Raw genomic sequence first — 16,845 nt, 5'->3', positions numbered from 1 at the left:
GTGCGTTTCGTTTGTATAATTCGGCGTCTTCGCTCAGGCTCACTTTCATGCTTAGTTTTGCGCTCGGCTTTCTCGTTTCACTGCTGATCACGCTGTTGATCGTGCGCTACGCGCATCTGCATGAAAAATTCTCTACCGACACCGATCTGGCCGGCGTGCAGAAATTCCATGTGCGCCCGGTGCCGCGTATCGGCGGGGCCGGCATTCTGCTCGGGCTGATCGTCTCCGCCGTGCAGTTGCATCACGCGTATCCCGCCGTGTCGGGCGGCATTCTCGGGCTGATTGCATGCGGCATGCCGGCCTTCGGCTCGGGGCTGGTCGAAGACCTGACCAAGCGCGTGTCGCCGCTTGCAAGGCTGGTCTGTACGATGGCCGCGGCCGCGCTCGCCTATTTCCTGCTGAACATCGCCGTGACGCGCATCAGCGTGCCGCCGCTCGACTTCCTGCTCTCGTACGCGGTGATCTCGTGCGCGGTCACCGTGCTGGCGGTGGCCGCGCTCGCCAACGCGATCAATATCATCGACGGCTTCAACGGACTGGCGTCGATGGTCGCGTTCATGATGTTCGCCTCGCTCGCCTACGTGGCGTTCCAGGTGTCCGATCCGATCGTGCTGTCCGCCTCGTTCATGATGATGGGCGCGGTGCTCGGCTTCTTCATCTGGAATTTCCCGGCGGGGCTGATCTTTCTCGGCGACGGCGGCGCGTATTTCATCGGCTTCATGCTGGCCGAGCTGTCGATCATGCTAGTGATGCGCAATCGCGACGTGTCCGCGTGGTATCCCGTGCTGCTGTTCATGTACCCGATCTTCGAGACCTGCTTCTCGATCTACCGGAAGAAATTCATTCGCGGCATGTCGCCGGGCATTCCGGACGGCGTGCATCTGCATATGCTGGTGTACAAACGGCTGATGCGCTGGGCGGTCGGCACGCGTACCGCGCGCGAATTGACGCGTCGTAATTCGCTGACGTCCCCGTACCTGTGGCTGCTGTGTCTGATCGCGGTCGTGCCAGCCACGTTGTTCTGGCGGCATACGCTGCATCTGTTCTGTTTCGTGGTGGTGTTCGCCGCGACTTACGTGTGGCTCTACGTGAGTATCGTGCGGTTCAAGTCACCACGCTGGATGGTGGTCAGGAAGACCCGGCGGTAACAAAAAAAAGCGCTCGAATGAGCGCTTTTTGCTTTCTGACTTTCTTCACCGTGGTCTTCGGTCACGAAGCCCGCGTCGCCGACGCCACGCTATGCAACGCCGGCGTGGCGGCCGGCTGATACTCCGGCACCCAGCGCCGCAGATCGCGGCGCACTTCCTGGTCGCTCGGCACACGATGCTGCATCAGCCACGGCAGCAGTTCGTCGAGGAGATTGTCGGGCGCTTCACGCGCCTGAGCGATGCGCAGCTTTGGATGCGGCGTGCGCGTGGTGGCTTCGTCGTCGGCCAGCAGTTCCTCGTAGAGTTTCTCGCCCGGACGCAGGCCCGTGAACACGATGCGGATGTGTTCCTCGCTGAAGCCATACAGGCGAATCAGGTCGCGCGCGAGATCGACGATCTTGACCGGCTCGCCCATGTCGAGAATGAAGATCTCACCGCCATGCCCCATGCTCGACGCTTGCAGCACGAGTTGCGAGGCTTCGGGGATCGTCATGAAAAAGCGCGTGATCTCCGGATGCGTGACCGTGACCGGCCCACCCTTCGCGATCTGTTGTTGAAACTTGGGAATCACGCTGCCCGCGCTGCCGAGCACGTTGCCGAAGCGCACCGTTTCGAACTGCGTGCGCGTACTGGTCTGCTGCAGCGCCTGGCAAGCCATTTCCGCGAGGCGCTTGCTTGCGCCCATCACGTTGGTCGGGTTCACCGCCTTGTCGGTGGAGATCAGCACGAAATGCTTCACGTCGTGGCGAATCGCCGCGCGCGCGACACGGTATGTGCCCAGCACGTTGTTGCGCACCGCCTGCCATGCGTTCAACTCCTCCATCAGCGGCACATGCTTGTAGGCCGCGGCGTGAAAGAGAATGTGCGGCGTGTAGCGCGACAACACCTGGTCGAGCAGCAAGGAATCTTTGGCGTCGCCAATCACCGGCACCACGGAGAGCTTCGGAAAGCGGTCATGCAATTCTTCCGTGAGACGGTACATCGCGTATTCGGACAGATCGAACGCGATCAACTGCGCGGGTTCGAAGCGCAGAATCTGGCGGCACAACTCCGAGCCGATCGAGCCGCCCGCGCCGGTCACCATCACCACGCGGCCGCTCAACAGCGCTTCGACGTGCGGCATGTCGATACGTACCGGCTCGCGGCCCAGCAGATCTTCCAGATCGATCTGCCGCACGCGCGACAGGAACGCTTCGCCTTGCGTCAGCGTGGTCAGCGCGGGCAGCACCATGGCCCGCACGCCGGCGCGCACGCATAGCGTTGCCACGCGACGCTGCGCATCGACCGACGCCGACGGAATGGCGATGATCGCATGCTCGACCTTCATGTCCGAAGCCCAGTGCTGCAGGTCGCTGATCGGCCCCCACACCTTGTAGCCGTAAATTTCGCGGCCCTGCTTGGCGGGGTCGTCGTCGAGCAGGCCCACCAGCCGCCATTCGCTCGAGCGCGACAGCTCACGGGCGAGGCTCGCGCCCGCGTTGCCCGCGCCGAGCACCACCACCGGCTTGCCTTGTCCGACGAGGCCGCCGTACAGATAGAACTCTTTCGACGCGCGATAGAGCGCGCGCGAGCCGCCCATGGCAAGGAACAGGAGAAGCGGAGAAACAGCGAGTACGGAGCGCGGAATGATGGGATGCGGCTGGGCCATGACGGCCACCATCATCATCGTGAATGCGCCGGCCATCACGGCCTTGGCGATGCGCATCAGGTCCGGCAGACTCGCGAACACCCACATGCCCCGATAGAGGCCGAAGATGCGGAACATCACACCGTAGACGGGCAGGACCCAGATGAGGGTTCGGACGGCGCCGGACCAGAACTCGTCTGGTACGTAGCCATTGAAGCGGATGAGATAAGCGGCGAGCCACGCACCGGCGACGGCGCAAAGGTCGAAGGCGAAAGCGCTAAATGATAGCCATGAGGCTTTGTGTCGAAACATCGGCGTCACACCTCAGGTTGTTCGGAATCTGCTATCCGGAATCGACGCCAGCGTGAATCGACTCCGATACCAATCAATACCAGCACGATCACCCATGCGCCCACGCTACACCATTGAAAGGCTGAAGGCCAGCCAAGCAACACGACAGCAAGTACTATACCAGCCGCCATTACTGCATACCATAGGATGGCAGTTTTCGAATGCCCGAGGCCGTATTGAACCATGCGCTGATAATAGTGCTCGCAGTGTGCCTGCCAGATTTTCTCGCCGCGCAGGAGCCGCCGCAGCAGCGTGACCGACGCGTCGCCGATGAACGGCGAAAACACCAGCGCGGGAAACCAGATCGGCCAGACGCCCTCGCTCCAGCCCCAATAGCCGAAAGCGCCTGCCAGAAAGCCGAGCGGAATCGACCCGGCGTCGCCGAGGAAGATTTTCGCCGGGTGGAAGTTGAAGACCAGAAAGCCCGCGGCGGCGCCCGCCACGGCGGCCGACGCCCACGTGAGCTCCGGCGACGGATGCGCGGTGAGCGCGGCCCCGGCGGCGTAGCCCGCGAAGCCGAACAGCGTCATGCCGCCGGCCAGGCCGTCCGCGCCGTCCATAAAATTGTAAAGATTGACCAGCCAGAGCAGTAAAAACGACAAGGCCGCCAGCAGCCAAAGCGGCGCGTGCGCGGGATGCGCCCAGACGAAGATCGCCACCGCAGCGAGATGCGCCGCGAACCTGACCCGCGCGGGCAGTCCGCGCCGGTCGTCGATCTGCGAGACCGCCGCCAGCACCGCAGCGCACAGCGCGGCAAGCCAGAGATGCGGCGCGACGATCAGCGTTGCCACGATCACCACCGGAACGATGCCCCAGCCGCCGACCCGCGGCGTGGGCCGCGTGTGCAACGAGCGGTCGTTGGGAATGTCGGTGGCCAGACGCCACGCGAGGCCGGTCCTGAGCAGCGTCCACAGGATCGCCGCGCAGGCGCAAGCGGAGCCGAGCGCGATCAGGATCACGCTCGTCCAGCCCGGCATCGTGGAAGGGGACATCAGCATGCGCGCCTCAATGCGTGGATCGGTACCAGTGGGCTGTCGCGGCCAGCCCTTCTTCGGTGGAGTACGGCGCCTGCCAGCCCAGCACCGTGCGAATCCGGCTGGTGTCGAGCTGCAATGAGCCGACCAGCCGGTCTACTTGCGCCGTGCGGCCCGTCAGGCGGCCGGCAAGGCGCAGCCAACTCTCGGGCACGGGCAGCAAACGCGCGGGCCGGCCGAGGTGGCGGCCAAGCGCGCGCGCTAGTTCGGCGATCGTCAACGCGTCGCTGTCCGCAACGTGAAAGCACTGCTGGGCCGCGCGCGCGTCGGTCGCGCAATGCACTAAAGCGTCCGCGAGGTTGTCGACATAGACGAGGCTGCGTCTTGCGCCAAGCGCGCCGAGCGGCAGCGGCACGCCCTTCCATACGGCGTTCATCAGGCTCAGGAAATTGGCTCGCACGTCCGGACCATAGACTAGCGGCGGGCGCACGATCACGATCTCGAGACCGGTCTGCGCACCCAGGCGGATCAGCGCTTCTTCGGCTGCGCGTTTCGAGCGACCGTACGGATCTTGCGGCGCAGGGGAATCGTCTTCGCGCACCGGGCGGCCTGAATCGGCTTCAGTCATCGCCTTGATGCTGCTGACGAAGACAAAGCGCCGCACGCCATGCCGCCACGCGGCGCGCGCGCAACGCAGTGTGCCCTCGACATTGGTCGCCTGGAAAGCAGCCTCAGGATCGGCGGCGTCCTCGAGCATGACATGCACACGCGCCGCCAGATGCACGACGCAATCCACTTGCAATGCTTCGGGCCAACCTGCATCCATGCCCGCGAAATCCACGCTGGGGTCGACCCATTCGTCCACGCCGTATTCGCGCGGCATCTGCCGCCGTACAAGGCCGGTGACTGTGTTGCCGGCGTCACGCAACGCGCGGCACAGCGCGCGGCCGACAAAGCCGTTGGCCCCCGTAACGAGCACCCGGCTCATAGCCACTTCCAGCCGAACCGGTCGAAGAACTTGTACGCCGAAGACATGAACATGCGGATATGCACAGAGCCTTTGCGCGCCGCACCGCCGCCGTGATGCAACACGCGCACCGCGGGCGCATAGACGACGCGGGTGACGTCATGCGCGCGAAGACTCAAATCGTAGTCTTCGAAGTAAAGGAAATAGCGGGCGTCGAAGCCCGCCAGTTGCTTCAGGGCCGTCATGCGAAACAGCATGAAACAGCCGCTGACGATCGGCGGATCCCACACTGTGTCGCGCGCATTGATCCGGTCGCGCATTTCGTAGCGTGCGAGTCGGCGGACGAACAGCCGACGCATTCCCGAGGGCAAAAAGCCGCGCACAAACAGATCGAGCAACGTGGGATAACGTCGGCACAAGAACTGTTGCTCGCCATGCTCATCGCCGATCCATGGCGTGATGAGGCCCGCTTCGGGGTGTGCATCGAAAAAATCGAGCGCTTCGCGAAGCGCGTCGCTTGCCAGATCGATGTCCGGGTTCAGCACCAGGTGATAACGGCTGGCGCTACGTTCGATTGCCAGATTGTGGCCCCTGCCGTAGCCCACGTTTCCCTGTCCCGCGATGATCGTACACACGATGCCGCGCGCCCGCAGTTCCTCTAGCGTTGCCGGGATGTCGGGCAGGCCGCCGTTGTCCACCAGATATAGCGTCACCGGGAGTTCGGGCCGGCTGATGTGCAGCGCATCGCACGCGACGGCGAGGCCCGTGAGCGTGGACACCAACTGTTCTGTATCCGGGTGGTAGACCACCACCGACACGGACAACCCGTCGGACAGGGGATGCAGAGTGCGCGTTTCTTTCATGTAGAACTGCGTGCCTTATCTTGGGCACTTCGGTGGGCACATCGGTGAGCACTTCGGGCGGGCACGACGAAAAGCTACGTTGCGCAGACGCAACAAACCCGAAGTTTGCTTAAATTTTCGCAGTTCGGCAACCCGTCTTTCCCTTTGTTACGCCCGATACGATTCCGTTAAACGCTATTTATTATGTTTTGATCCGGCATTCTTGCCTCAGAATCAGACACTTCGCCTGTAAGGTTGTGCGCATTATCGCGGAATAGTAAAGTAACGCCGCCAAACTCCGGCCGTTCGTAATCGGACGAAACTCGGGCTTCAGCGCAGCGCCACAGACGGCAGCCGTCCGCTCAACAAATCTGACAACCGCCCTCAGGGCAGAATGAATGCGCAGCAGACCACTCGTCGTCGACCTCGATGGCACATTGATTCGCTCAGACATCCTGATCGAGTCTGGATTTGCCTATCTGAAGGCAGCCCCGCAACGCTTTTATGAGCCGCTGCTGTGGCTCGCGCGCGGCGGCAAGCCGGGTTTGAAAGCGCGCCTCGCCGACGCGACGAACGTTGACGTGGCCGTGCTGCCCTACGACGCCACGGTCCTGCAATGGCTGAAAGTCGAGCGCGACGCCGGCCGCTCGCTGGTGCTGGCCACGGCAAGCCACGAACGTTACGCGCAGGCCATCTCCGCCCATCTCGGCATTTTCGACAGGACGTTCGCAACGAACGGCAGCATCAACCTGTCCGCTCACAACAAGCGCGATACGCTGGTCGCCGAGTACGGCGAAAAAGGCTTCGACTACGCCGGCAATTCGCACGACGACCTGGCAGTCTGGCAATCCGCCGACCGCGCGTATGTGGTGAATCCGTCCAATGGCGTGGAACGCGCCGCGCGCAAGATCGGCAATGTGGAGCGGGTGATCGAATCGCGTCCACCCGCCGTCAAGACATGGGCCAAATCCTTGCGCCTGCACCAGTGGCTGAAGAACCTTTTGATCTTCTTGCCGCTGCTGGCCGCACATAAGCTGTCCTCGCCCGAACTGACTCTCGCTGCGGTGTTGGCGTTTCTCACGTTCGGCTTGTGCGCCTCGAGTGTCTATCTGCTCAACGACCTGCTCGATCTCGAAGACGATCGTCACCACCCGGTCAAACGCAAACGTCCGCTTGCTTCGGGCGCTCTGCCGCTCACATGGGGACTTGCGCTCTTTCCTGTCTTGCTGGTGGTCGCGTTCGTCACGGCGTGGCTTTTCCTGCCCTGGCAATTCTCCGCGGCGCTGTTCGGCTATTACGTACTGACGCTCGCGTACTCCACGTTTCTGAAACGCCAGGTGATGGTCGACGTGGTGGTGCTGGCCATGCTGTACACGATGCGCATCATCGCCGGAACGGCAGCGGTCGACGCGCAACTGACCTTCTGGCTGCTCGCCTTTTCGATGTTCATCTTCCTGAGCCTCGCGCTCGTCAAGCGCTATGCCGAACTGCACTCGATGAAAGCGCGCGGTCTCGTCAAGACGCGCGGGCGCGGCTATGTGGCGAGCGACCTGTCGCTCATCTCGTCGCTTGGAACCTCGTCCGGCTATCTGGCCGTGCTCGTGCTTGCGCTCTATATCCAGGACGCGAAAACCGCCGGCATGTACCACCACCCGCAAGTCATCTGGCTCGCGTGTCCGCTGCTGCTTTACTGGGTAAGCCGCACCTGGATCATTGCGCATCGCGGTCTGATGCACGACGATCCGATCGTGTTCGCGGCGCGCGACCGGGTCAGCCTCGCAGTCGTCGTGCTGTGCGGCCTGATTTTCTGGGCCGCGATCTAGACGATGAGTCGAGTTCTGTCATGGGGACGTTACCCGCCGATACCGCAGGAAGCGCATGCGATTGCATGGCGTGATGCCGCGCGCGCCGCGTGGTCGGACGCGGCCCGGGAACATGGCACCACGCTCGCCTTCGGCAATGGCCGCAGCTACGGCGACAGTTGCCTCGCCGCCTCCGGCCATGTCGTGCAAACGCTGCCGCTCGACCGGCTGATTGCCGCCGACTGGCAAACCGGTGTCTTGCGCGCGGAACCCGGCGTCACGCTCGAACAGATACTCGACGTCGCCATTCCACGCGGCTGGATGCTGCCGGTCACACCGGGCACGAAATACGCGACCTTGGGCGGAGCGATTGCAAACGACGTCCACGGCAAGAATCACCATGTGCGAGGCACCTTCGGCCGGCATGTGCGCCGCTTCGCGCTGGCGCGCAGCGACGGCTCGCAGTTCGAGTGCTCGCCCGACGAGCAAGCCGAATTTTTCGCCGCCACGATCGGCGGCCTCGGGCTGACCGGGCTGATCCTCTGGGCCGAGATCCAGTTGATGCCGATCCGCTCGAGTCTGATCGACATGACCAGCATCCGCTTCGGCGATCTGGACGAATTCTTCGCGTTGTCGGAAAAGCTCGACCCGTTGCATGAATACAGCGTGGCGTGGGTGGATTGCCAAAGTCGCGGCTCGGCGCTCGGTCGCGGCATCTTCATGGCCGGCGACCATGCAACGGACGGACCGCTCGAAGTCACACGGCGAAAGAAACGCACCGTGCCATTCACGCTGCCGATTCCCGTGTTCAACCGCTTCACGTTGCGCGCGTTCAACGAGCTTTACTATCAGAAGCAGCAGCGCGGCGAAGTTGTTGCGCAGGTCGGTTACGACGCCTACTTCTATCCGCTGGACAGCTTGCTGGAATGGAATCGAATCTACGGGCGCGCGGGCTTTCAGCAATATCAATGCGTGGTGCCGTCGGCCACGGCGCGCGACGCAACGCGCGCGATTCTCGACGCGATTGCCGGAAGCGGCACGGGCTCATTTCTCGCCGTGCTGAAACGCTGTGGCGACTTGCGCTCGCCGGGCCTGTTGTCGTTTCCGATGGAAGGCACGTCCCTCGCTCTCGATTTCCCGCAGCGCGACGCTTTGAATACCCGGCTCTTTGCGAATCTCGATGCAATCGTGCGCGAAGCCGGCGGCCGCATCTATCCGGCTAAAGACGCGCACATGCCCGGCGCCGACTTTCGCGCCGCTTACCCTCAATGGCAGCAACTCGAAGCGCTGCGCGACCCCGCGTTACTCTCGCGTTTCTGGGAACGGACCACTCGAACATGAAAAACATTCTTATCGTCGGCGCCACGTCGGCGATCGCCATCGCCTGTGCACGCCAATGGGCCACGCAAGGCGCACGTTTTTTCCTGGTTGCCCGCAACGGCGAACGCCTTCAGCAGGTGGCTGCGGATCTGAGCGCGCGTGGCGCGCAACTGGCAGCTTGTCATCAACTCGATATTGATCGCCTGGATCTGCATGCGGGCATGCTCGAACAGTGCCAGAAAGAACTCGGCGCGCTCGACATCGTGCTGGTCGCGCCCGGCACCCTGCCGGACCAGGCCGCGTGCCAGGCGGACCCCGCGGTGGCCGTGCGTGAATTCAATACGAACGCCGTTTCTGTTATCGCCCTGCTGACGCCGATTGCCAACATCCTGGAAGCGCAAAAGCGCGGTGCGCTGGCGGTCATCTCGTCGGTGGCGGGCGATCGCGGCCGGCCTTCGAACTATCTGTACGGCAGCGCGAAGGCCGCGCTTTCCGCATTCTGCGAGGGGCTGAATGCACGGCTATTCAAAACCGGCGTCCACGTTCTGACCATCAAGCCGGGCTTCGTGGCGACGCCGATGACAGCCGGTTTGCCGTTGCCCGGCCCGCTCGTCGCGACGCCCGATCAGGTGGCGAGCGATATCGTGCGCGCCGTCGACAAGCGCAAGGACGTGCTGTATACGCGCTGGTTCTGGGCGATCATCATGCTGATCATCCGCTCGGTGCCACGCTTCCTGTTCAAGCGCGCGTCCCTGTGAAGGGAAATCGGGACGATGAGTCGGCGAGAAACTCTTGGCAACTACGCGGTATTGGCGCTAGGCGTCATCACGTTCGCAACAACGGTTTTCGCGGTGTGGCAGCACTTTTCGCCGCTGCCGTACGGCGACTCATGGGACGGCTCCATTGGCTTCTATATGCGCGCCGCGCAAGATCCCTGGCACGCGTTTTTCGAGCAGCATAACGAACATCGCCTGACTTTCTCGCGGCTGATATTTTTCGCCGACATCCGTTATTTCGGCGGCCGAAATGTCTTTTCGCTCATTTCCAATCTGGTGCTCGCGGGCGCGCTTGCAGCGGCGTTTTTCCGCATCACATTCCACTACCGCCCTACTCTCTCGCGGCAGACGCGCTTCGGACTGGCAGGCGCCATCCTTGTATTCGCCTTCTCGTGGATGCAGCGGGAAAACTTCGCATGGGGATTTCAAAGCCAGTGGTTCGCCGTTTATCTCTTTGCGCTGCTCGCGTTCCATTCAATCGATCGTACCGCCGAAGCCAATGCCGGCGACAAACCAGCTAAACGGCTCGGCTGGCTGGCGGTGGCGTTGGTCAGTGCGTGGCTCGCGGCATATTCGATGTCGAGCGGTGTACTGGTGCTTCCCGCGCTGATCGTGCAGGCGCTCTACGCGCGGCTGAACCCGCGCCAACTGCTGGCAATCGTCATCGTGACCGTTGCCGTATGGCTCGCCTATTTCATCGACTGGCACAAGCCGGGTAGCAGCGGCAACCTGCTCGCCGGCGTGCGCGAACACCCGCTTGCCGCGATTCGCTACGTGCTGCTCTATCTGGGTTCGCCGGCCTTTCAGATCAGGACCGGCCTCGCGGGCGCGTATGTCGCGGGTATTCTCGTGCTGGCGGCGCTCGCGGCAAACTGCTTCAGACTCTTGCGCGCCAGTGCCGATCGTCCGCAAGGGGTGGCGCTGCTCGTATTTGCATTGTTCATCGCGGGCAATGCGCTGCTGACGGCGAGCGGGCGGCTTTGGTTCGGGCTGGAGACAGCGCTGGCTTCGCGTTATACGACCGCCTCGCTGATGGGCTGGCTCGCGCTGATCCTCTTTGCCGTGTTGAACAGCCGCACGCCTGAACAATTGAGGCGTGCCGTCTTTGTCGCCGCACTCGCCACGCTGGCCGTCGCGTCGGGTCAACGCTTCTTCGTGCGGGCGGATCGTGACGAGACTTACGCACGGTTCGTCGCCGGCCTCGCGCTGCGGGCTCATGTCTATGACGCGGAGATCATCCGCCCGGTCTATCCGTTTCCTGATGCTCTTCCGAACATCGCGCGGCAAGCCGAGGCGGAACACCTGTCCATCTTCGCGCCGGATCAGCCCGACTACCTGGTGCCGCCGAGCCAGGTCAACGCGTCCCTGCCGTGCGCCGGCAGCATCGACGACATCTCGGCGACGACGACCCCCGGCACGTACCGCGCGACGGGTTGGATTTACGATCAGGCAGATAAGCGCACGCCACGAGCGATCGTCGTTACCGACGCCACCGGTACGACGCTTGGCACCGGTGTCATCGGCGCCGAGCGAGGCGACGTTCGCAACATATTCGGACGAAGCGCCCGATACAGCGGCTGGACGGCCTTCTTCAAGGCGCCGGCAAGCGGCGGCATACGCGTCGATGGACAAACAGCCGCCGGTGCGTATTGCGCACTGCAGGCCGAAAAAGCGATGCCCGCAGCATTGCCCGCGGCAGCGGCAGTTCAATAGACGCGGCCCGTAACGACGGCCGGCGCTTTCCAACCGCTTCCAGGCCGTTTCTGGAGATGCCTCGCCTTGCTAGTATCATCTAGCCCTTACAAAGTTGCTGAACGCCCCATTCAAAGAGTTAACGCATGAACCAAACCCGCATCCTTCTTCCAGGCGGCGCCGGCCTCGTCGGCCAGAACCTCGTTGCGCGCCTCAAAGCGCGCGGCTACGACAATCTGGTCGTAATCGACAAGCACAAAGCCAACCTGGAAGTGCTTCGCAAGGTCCATCCCGACGTGACGGCAATTTATGCCGACCTGGCCGAACCGGGCGGTTGGGAGCAGCACTTCGAAGGCGCGGATCTCGTCGTGATGCTGCAGGCGCAGATCGGCGCTCCGACCATCGAACCATTCATTCGCAACAACATCACGTCGACGCGAAACGTGCTCGACGTGATCAAGCGCAACCAGATTCCGTACACGGTGCACATCAGTTCCTCGGTGGTAAATTCCGTGGGCGAGGATTTCTATACCGAGACGAAACGCGAGCAGGAAGAGATCGTGCACGCCTCGGGCATCGAATGCGTGGTGTTGCGGCCCACGCTGATGTTCGGCTGGTTCGACCGCAAGCATCTCGGCTGGCTGTCGCGCTTCATGCACCGTGTGCCGGTGTTCCCGATTCCCGGCAGCGGCAAATACATGCGTCAGCCGCTCTATGTGGGCGACTTCTGCAATGTGATCATCAGTTGCATCGAGTCGCGCATCAAGGGCCAATCATTCAATATCACCGGCCTTGAACGCGTGGACTATATCGACATCATCCGCCAGATCAAGCGCGCCACTCGCGCACCGTGCGCGATCGTGCGAATTCCGTATGGGCTCTTCTATGTTCTGCTGAAGGTGTATGCCATCTTCGACAAGAACCCGCCGTTCACCGCTGACCAGCTCAAAGCATTGACGGCCGGCGACGAATTCGAAGTGATCGACTGGGAAGGCATCTTCAAGATCCGCGCTACGCCGCTCGCCAAGGCCATGGACGAGACCTTCAACGATCCGACGTACAGCCACATCGCACTGGAATTCTGAGCAGAGCCACGTTATGAGCGAACAACGCATTGCAGTACTCGGCGCCGGGCCGATGGGTCTCGGCGCCGCCTACCAGCTCGTCAAGGACGGGCGCAAGCCGGTCATATTCGAAGCAGACGACCGGGTTGGCGGGATGGCCGCGTGCTTCGACTTCGGCGGCCTCTCCATCGAACGCTACTACCACTTCCACGCGATTTCCGACCACGCTTTCTTCGAAGTGCTGCGCGAGCTCGGACTCGAAGAAAAAATGCAGTGGCGCGAAACGAAGATGGGCTACTTCTATCAAGGCCGCGTGCAGCCGTGGGGCAACCCGATGGCGCTCCTGAAGTTCAAGGGACTCAGCCTGCAAGCCAAATTCCGCTACGGCCTGCACGCGTTTCTATCGACCAAGCGCAACGACTGGAAGCCGCTCGACCACGTCGAAGCGACGGGCTGGATTCGCCGCTGGATTGGTGAAGAAGCGTGGGAAGTGTTGTGGCGCCGTCTGTTCGACTACAAGTTCTACGACTACGCGTACAACCTGTCGGCAGCCTGGATCTGGAGTCGTATTCGCCGTATCGGTCGTTCGCGCTATAACCTCTTTCACGAGAAACTCGGCTATCTCGAAGGCGGTTCCGATACCTTGCTGGAAGGTATGCGCCGTTATATCGAGGCCAACGGCGGCGAGTTTCGTCTTGGCACACCCGCGCAGAAGGTCGTCATCGAGAACGGTAAAGTCAGGGGCATCGAAGCCGGCGGCGAGTTCCTGCCGTTCGACAAGGTCATCAGTACGATTCCGCTTCCGTATGTGCCGCGCGTGATGCCGGATCTGCCCACCGGGATACTCGACGCATTCCGCAGCGTCAAGAACGTGGCCGTGGTGTGCATTATCGCGAAGCTGAAGAAACCGGTAACCGAAAACTTCTGGCTGAACACTAACGATCCGGAGATGGATATTCCGGGCATTGTCGAATACACGAATCTGCGGCCGCTCGATCATCACGTGGTCTACGTGCCGTTCTATATTCCGGGCGAACATCCGAAGTACCAGGAACCGGATTCGGCGTTCATCGACAAAGTGAAACGCTATCTGATGAAAATCAACCCGGCGCTGAAGCCGGACGATTTCATCGACGTGCGCGCGAGCCGGTATCGCTTCGCGCAACCGATTTGCGAGCCGGGTTATCTCGACCGGCTGCCGCCGATCCAGTTGCCGGTGGAAGGCCTGCTCGTGGCCGATACGTCTTATTACTATCCGGAAGACCGCGGCATCTCGGAGAGTATCGGCCTATCGCGCAAGATGGCGAAGATGATATGACCCGGGTTCATGCACTTGCCAAGCGTACCTTCGTCTCGAAGAGCTTTCTGCTGTTCCTGTTGACCGGCGGCTTTGCCGCGGCGGTCAATTGGGGCAGCCGGATTGTCTACAACAAGTGGATGCCTTATTCGGCCGCCATTGTCGTCGCGTATATCACGGGGATGATCACCGCGTTCATTCTGGCGAAGCTGTTCGTGTTCACGAAGAGCACCCAGTCGACTGGGCGGTCGGTGTTCTTCTTTACGCTCGTCAATCTCGTTGCCGTCGTGCAGACCTGGGCCGTAAGCGTCGGATTGGCGTACTACGTGTTTCCGCGGATGGGCATGACCTGGCATGCGCGGGATCTGGCGCATGCCGTCGGCGTCGCGGTACCGGTGTTCACGAGCTACGTGGGGCACAAGAAGTGGAGCTTCAAGCACTGACAGTTCGGCGTGAAGTGAAGTAGCCGAAGTAGCCGAACTATCCGCCCATACGATCAACGCAGCGGTTTGACCTCTGCCCGGAACACATCGCCGGGCGGCGCGTGGACAAGGAAAACGCCGGCTTGCGTCGATACGATCTCGTAGGGATACCACGGAGCCGCGAAGCGCAATGCGCTGTTCACCAGCATCAGCAATAAGAAGAGCGTAGCGCCGTAGCGGGCAAGCGCGATTCTGCTTTTGGCGGCCGCGATGACGAACGTCCACATGCACAGGATGAGCGGAAAGAAGGTGTACCGCGCACTCACGCCCGACCACCGGACGGGCAACTCCGGCGCGTCGCTTCGCACCACGCCGAGCATCCAGAAGGCGACGGCGAGCGCGAGCGCAATCACGCAGGCGTTGCGCCACTTGCCGGGTAAAGTCGCCACACACGCCAGCACTGCGGCGAATAGCGCGAATGAAACGTAAAACATGCCCTTGCCCAAACCATTGATCCACCGATCGGCGAGTAAGAAGTCGAGCACGAAATAGTGGAAAAAAGCGCTCAGCCAGCCGAAGTGCAGATACTCGCTTGCGGCGTGCGCTGCCGGATGGTTTGGCGGACTTGTCAGTAGCGTTGCCAGTTGAACCGCGCCGCCGGCCACGACTACCAGCAGCGGCAACGAACACAGGCGCCTTCCAGACCGCTTCAGGTGAGCCACGATGCCCAGCGCGGCAATGGGCGAAAACAGAATGCTGAACGGGCCGGTCAGCGAAAGCAGACCGATGGCGACACAGCGGCCGAAGATCCGGTTCGTGTCGGTGCGCTGCGTGCAGTCCCAAACCATCGCAATAAGCACGGGCGCCAGCACCCATTGGAGATTCGTGACGGTCAACCACGCCTCGCCGTTGTGAGGAATGAGAACGGGCGACAGACCGAGCAGATAGGCGCCCGCACGCGGCAAATAGCGCGCGGCGATCACATACAGGTACAGGCAGGAAACAAGCGTGGTGGACGTGGTAAGCCAGACAAATGCATGCGGCGTGGAAGTAACCGTCCCGAACCACGTATAGCCGTATATCAGCAGGCGCGGCACCGCATGCAGGTATCCTGCATAAGGCGTAATGATGGCTCGCGCGCCAAGTTCGAAACCTTCCTTGATGAAAATGGGCGCGTCTTCAGCCCACAGGTAACCGCGCGTGAGCCGACCGTGCATGCGGATAAATAGCACGATGAAAGCGAGAACGAAGACGAAAGCACCATCGACTAAAGACCTGCGTCGTGACAACTCATTTTCGATGCTAGAAACGGGGTCTATCTGAATCTCTGCCATCGTTATTGTTATCGTTGAACAAGGTTCGCACTATTTGCCGAACGCTCAACCGTCTTTGGCGACCAGCGGCGACGCAAAGCCCGCGCCCAGTTTTGCGACGGCACCTCGACCAGCCTGTTCATTGCGAACGCGAGAACCAGTGCGCCACAAACCGTGGCGATCCAGACAGGAACCGGCCCAAAGCGGGGATAGAGAATCACCAGCGACACGCTCAGTATCACGTAGTGGTTGAGATACAGGCTGTAGGAGATTTTCCCCAACCAGTGTCCAATCGAATAAACACGCCCTTCCTTGATGGTGAAGGACAGCGCCATTAGCAGGAATGCTCCGATTGAGACCCCGAGGTCGCCGAAAATCCGTCCACCGATGCTCCACGGATTATCGAACGGATAGGAGAACAGGACCAACGCCGCGATCCACCACATGGCACGTGACTTGACCGGCAATGCAGTCGCCCTGTCGATAATCTGAAAACGACGCGAATAAAACCACGCACCTATGACGAAGAACGTGCCGTAGTGTGTCGTCAGAAGCGCATCCTGAAGCGGCCAGGGAATATGGGTAGGCGATCCAGCCAGCGCCGCAATACCGATGAGCGTCGAACTCACTACCGCTGCAATGACAGCCTTGAATCGAAAGCGGTTGACGAGAAAGGCAATGATGGGGAATGCCAATGACCATCTCATCTCATGCACGATCGACCACATTGGCGGATTGATCGCGCTGGTGTCGTAGCTTCCAATCATTTTCAGATGATCGAAGATCACCTGCTTGTCGAGTACGGGATGCGCCGTGTACATCCAGCCGCGCTCCCAGACATAACCCGCGCGGCCGACGAGCCAGTACAGGCCGACGGCGACCACGAGCGAACCAATGAACGGAGGATAAAGCCGGATGATCCGCGCAGCGGCAAACGTAGGATAACGGCGCGACTTCAGTTCGCCGTACATATGCGCGAGCGCATAGCCGCTCAACATGAAGAACACGATCACTGCCTGGTGGCCGGCCCACAAAACGCGCAGGGGAGTCCATTTCAGCCATCCCCACAGCGGCTCGACCTTGTAAAGCCCTGCCACCGTGGTATGCGCGAAAACGACGATCAAGGCCGCATAGCCGCGCAGCATGTCCAGCGACGGCGCTCGGTCCTTTCCCGCGTCTACCGAATTCACCATAAATCGCTTCTCCCGCCGCCTATTTCTGAGATAACGATTTTACCAGTGATTTTCCGG

14 protein-coding genes are annotated in these 16,845 nt (G+C 61.5%); 8 read left to right on the top strand and 6 right to left on the bottom strand.

The features are described from left to right. The first annotated feature begins 47 nt into the window (after nucleotides 1-47). Nucleotides 48-1,148 carry an MraY family glycosyltransferase gene (locus tag BPHYT_RS04390; protein ID WP_012431955.1) on the top strand — a complete coding sequence of 367 codons (1,101 nt, stop codon included), beginning with the start codon at nucleotides 48-50 and terminating at the stop codon, nucleotides 1,146-1,148. Between the two features lie 61 nt (nucleotides 1,149-1,209). Here the strand turns inward: BPHYT_RS04390 and BPHYT_RS04385 are convergent, their stop codons facing one another. The 4 genes from BPHYT_RS04385 to BPHYT_RS04370 are packed head-to-tail and all read right to left on the bottom strand — an operon-like array spanning nucleotide 1,210 to nucleotide 5,930. Beyond that, nucleotides 1,210-3,087, bottom strand: a complete 1,878-nt coding sequence (locus tag BPHYT_RS04385) for a polysaccharide biosynthesis protein (RefSeq protein ID WP_012431954.1) — start codon at nucleotides 3,085-3,087, stop codon at nucleotides 1,210-1,212. 5 nt (nucleotides 3,088-3,092) lie between these two features. Then, the gene (locus tag BPHYT_RS04380) at nucleotides 3,093-4,124 is read right to left on the bottom strand and encodes an MraY family glycosyltransferase (protein WP_012431953.1); all 1,032 of its coding nucleotides are present in this window, start codon (nucleotides 4,122-4,124) and stop codon (nucleotides 3,093-3,095) included. Nucleotides 4,125-4,131: 7 nt separating this feature from the next. Beyond that, nucleotides 4,132-5,088 carry a UDP-glucose 4-epimerase family protein gene (locus tag BPHYT_RS04375; protein ID WP_012431952.1) on the bottom strand — a complete coding sequence of 319 codons (957 nt, stop codon included), beginning with the start codon at nucleotides 5,086-5,088 and terminating at the stop codon, nucleotides 4,132-4,134. Then, entirely contained in the window at nucleotides 5,085-5,930 is an 846-nt protein-coding gene (locus BPHYT_RS04370) for a glycosyltransferase family 2 protein (RefSeq protein WP_012431951.1), read from the bottom strand. The genes BPHYT_RS04375 and BPHYT_RS04370 overlap by 4 nt, the downstream gene beginning before the upstream one ends. A 377-nt stretch (nucleotides 5,931-6,307) precedes the next feature. On the opposite strand from BPHYT_RS04370, the gene BPHYT_RS04365 reads away from it, so the two are divergent. The 7 genes from BPHYT_RS04365 to BPHYT_RS04335 all read left to right on the top strand — a co-directional run bounded on the left by BPHYT_RS04365 (nucleotide 6,308) and on the right by BPHYT_RS04335 (nucleotide 14,303). Then, on the top strand, nucleotides 6,308-7,732 hold the full coding sequence (locus BPHYT_RS04365) for a UbiA family prenyltransferase (protein WP_012431950.1): 1,425 nt from the start codon (nucleotides 6,308-6,310) through the stop codon (nucleotides 7,730-7,732). 3 nt (nucleotides 7,733-7,735) lie between these two features. Beyond that, nucleotides 7,736-9,052 (top strand): FAD-binding oxidoreductase, encoded by a 1,317-nt coding sequence (locus BPHYT_RS04360; protein WP_012431949.1) that lies wholly within the window; start codon nucleotides 7,736-7,738, stop codon nucleotides 9,050-9,052. Next, the gene (locus BPHYT_RS04355) at nucleotides 9,049-9,789 is read left to right on the top strand and encodes an SDR family oxidoreductase (RefSeq protein WP_012431948.1); all 741 of its coding nucleotides are present in this window, start codon (nucleotides 9,049-9,051) and stop codon (nucleotides 9,787-9,789) included. Before BPHYT_RS04360 ends, BPHYT_RS04355 begins: the two co-directional genes overlap by 4 nt. A 15-nt stretch (nucleotides 9,790-9,804) precedes the next feature. Next, a complete protein-coding gene (locus tag BPHYT_RS04350) occupies nucleotides 9,805-11,520 on the top strand; it encodes a hypothetical protein (protein ID WP_012431947.1) in 1,716 nt (571 codons plus the stop codon). Nucleotides 11,521-11,645: 125 nt separating this feature from the next. Further along, complete coding sequence (locus BPHYT_RS04345) at nucleotides 11,646-12,584, top strand: NAD-dependent epimerase/dehydratase family protein (RefSeq protein WP_012431946.1); 939 nt, start codon at nucleotides 11,646-11,648, stop codon at nucleotides 12,582-12,584. Nucleotides 12,585-12,597: 13 nt separating this feature from the next. Beyond that, nucleotides 12,598-13,881, top strand: a complete 1,284-nt coding sequence (locus tag BPHYT_RS04340; protein ID WP_012431945.1) for an NAD(P)/FAD-dependent oxidoreductase — start codon at nucleotides 12,598-12,600, stop codon at nucleotides 13,879-13,881. Continuing rightward, on the top strand, nucleotides 13,878-14,303 hold the full coding sequence (locus BPHYT_RS04335) for a GtrA family protein (protein ID WP_012431944.1): 426 nt from the start codon (nucleotides 13,878-13,880) through the stop codon (nucleotides 14,301-14,303). The genes BPHYT_RS04340 and BPHYT_RS04335 overlap by 4 nt, the downstream gene beginning before the upstream one ends. Nucleotides 14,304-14,356: 53 nt before the next feature. Here the strand turns inward: BPHYT_RS04335 and BPHYT_RS04330 are convergent, their stop codons facing one another. After that, nucleotides 14,357-15,499, bottom strand: coding sequence for a hypothetical protein (locus BPHYT_RS04330; protein WP_041758274.1), 1,143 nt, complete (start codon nucleotides 15,497-15,499; stop codon nucleotides 14,357-14,359). A gap of 125 nt (nucleotides 15,500-15,624) precedes the next feature. After that, complete coding sequence (locus BPHYT_RS04325; RefSeq protein WP_012431942.1) at nucleotides 15,625-16,788, bottom strand: acyltransferase family protein; 1,164 nt, start codon at nucleotides 16,786-16,788, stop codon at nucleotides 15,625-15,627. Nucleotides 16,789-16,845: the final 57 nt, after the last annotated feature.

Origin of the sequence: Paraburkholderia phytofirmans PsJN (genome assembly GCF_000020125.1) — a bacterium.
Lineage (GTDB): Bacteria > Pseudomonadota > Gammaproteobacteria > Burkholderiales > Burkholderiaceae > Paraburkholderia > Paraburkholderia phytofirmans.
Note: the sequence above shows the minus strand (reverse complement) of the source record. Positions and strands in the feature narration are given on the sequence as shown.